The sequence below is a fragment of the Ralstonia sp. RL genome (assembly GCF_001683835.1).
Lineage (GTDB): Bacteria > Pseudomonadota > Gammaproteobacteria > Burkholderiales > Burkholderiaceae > Ralstonia > Ralstonia mannitolilytica.
On record NZ_LWRX01000036.1, the window covers coordinates 1 to 1,940 of the forward strand.

The window sequence follows — 1,940 nt, forward strand, 5'->3', positions numbered from 1 at the left end:
GCTCTCTTCGCCTGCCGCAATCCTCTTTCGCGAGGCGTCATCCTTGCCGACGAAGTGGGTCTCGGCAAGACCATCGAGGCGGGCTTGGTCATTTCGCAACGCTGGGCAGAGCGGCGGCGCAAGATTCTCATCATCGTCCCGGCCAATCTGCGCAAACAGTGGCATCAGGAACTGCAGGACAAGTTCAGCCTGGAGGGATTGATCCTCGAAGCCAAAAGCTACAACCGCATCGCCAAGCAGGAGCGGCAAAACCCGTTCTTGATGCCCTCCGGCCCGATCATCTGCTCCTACCAGTTCGCCAAGGCTAAGGCCAAAGACATCAAGGAAATCGCGTGGGACTTGGTCGTGCTTGACGAAGCCCACCGCCTGCGCAACGTCTACAAGACCGGCAACGTCATCGCCAAAACGCTCAAGGAGGCGATGGAGCACGTCCACTCCAAGGTGCTGCTCACGGCCACGCCCTTGCAGAACTCGCTGCTGGAACTCTACGGACTCGTCAGCCTCATCGACGACCGTGTTTTTGGCGACCTTGACAGCTTCCGCGCACAGTTCACTGCCAGTGGCCGCGATCAAGCCTTCGGTGCTTTGCGCGAACGACTCTCCACCGTGTGCAAACGTACTCTGCGCAAGCAGGTGCAGCCCTATGTCTCCTACACGGCGCGCCGCGCCATCGTGCAGGAGTTCACCCCGTCGAGCGAGGAACAAGAGCTCTCCCGCCTCGTTGCCGAATACCTGCGCCGCCCCAACCTGCAGGCGCTGCCGCAAAGCCAACGTCAGCTGATTTCGCTCGTCCTGTGGAAGTTGTTGGCGTCCAGCACGCACGCCATCGCGGGCGCGCTGGAAACGATGGCCAAGCGCCTGCAAGGTGTGCTCGACGCATCGCCAGTGGTGGACCTTGCGGACGAACTGGACGAAGACTACGAAGCGCTGGATGAAACCGCCGAGGAGTTTGTCGAAGGCGAGGACGACTCAGCGCAGGATGCGACCGGACTCAGCCAGGAAGAGCGTACCGCGATTGCCAATGAAATCGAGGAGCTGCGCCATTTCAAAAACTTGGCCACCAGCATCCGAGAAAACGCCAAGGGCAAAGCGCTGCTCACGGCTCTGGACAAAGCCTTTGCCGAGCTGGATCGGTTGGGCGCAGCTAAGAAGGCCATCATCTTCACCGAATCCAGACGCACGCAGGATTACCTCCTGAGCCTGCTTGCAGACACGCCCTACGGCGATGGCATCGTGCGGTTCAATGGCACCAACAGCGACGCCCGCGCGCAGGCCATTTACAAGGACTGGCTCAAACGCCACGAGGGAACCGACCGCATTACCGGCTCCAAGACCGCCGACACACGTGCAGCCCTGGTTGAGCATTTCAAGGAACGCGGTACGGTCATGATTGCGACCGAAGCGGGCGCAGAAGGCATCAATCTGCAGTTCTGCTCACTGGTCATCAACTACGACCTGCCGTGGAACCCGCAGCGCATCGAACAGCGCATCGGGCGCTGCCACCGCTATGGCCAAAAGCACGACGTGGTGGTGGTCAATTTCGTGGATCGCAGCAACGAGGCCGATGCCCGTGTGTACGAACTGCTAGCTCAGAAGTTCCAGCTTTTCGAGGGCGTGTTCGGTGCCAGTGACGAAGTGCTGGGCGCCATTGGCTCCGGCGTGGACTTCGAGCGCCGCATCGCCGACATCTACCAGAACTGCCGGAATCCGGACGAAATCAAGGCCAGCTTCGAACAACTACAGCTCGACCTCTCCAGCGAAATCAACGAGGCGATGATCAAGACGCGTCAGATCCTGCTGGAGAACTTCGACGAAGAAGTGCAAGACAAGCTCCGCGTCCGCGCCGAGGACAGCCGAAGTGCGCGTAACCGCTTCGAGCGAATGCTGATGGATCTCACCCGGACGGAATTGGCCGGATGCGCCGACTCAGCATCAACGAG

The 1,940-nt window shown here is 60.3% G+C and carries 1 protein-coding gene; it reads left to right on the forward strand.

Going from position 1 to position 1,940, the window contains the following annotated elements:
- The coding region (locus A6M56_RS03855) for an SNF2-related protein (RefSeq protein ID WP_286757794.1) at window positions 1-1,940 on the forward strand (1,940 nt) is incomplete at both ends.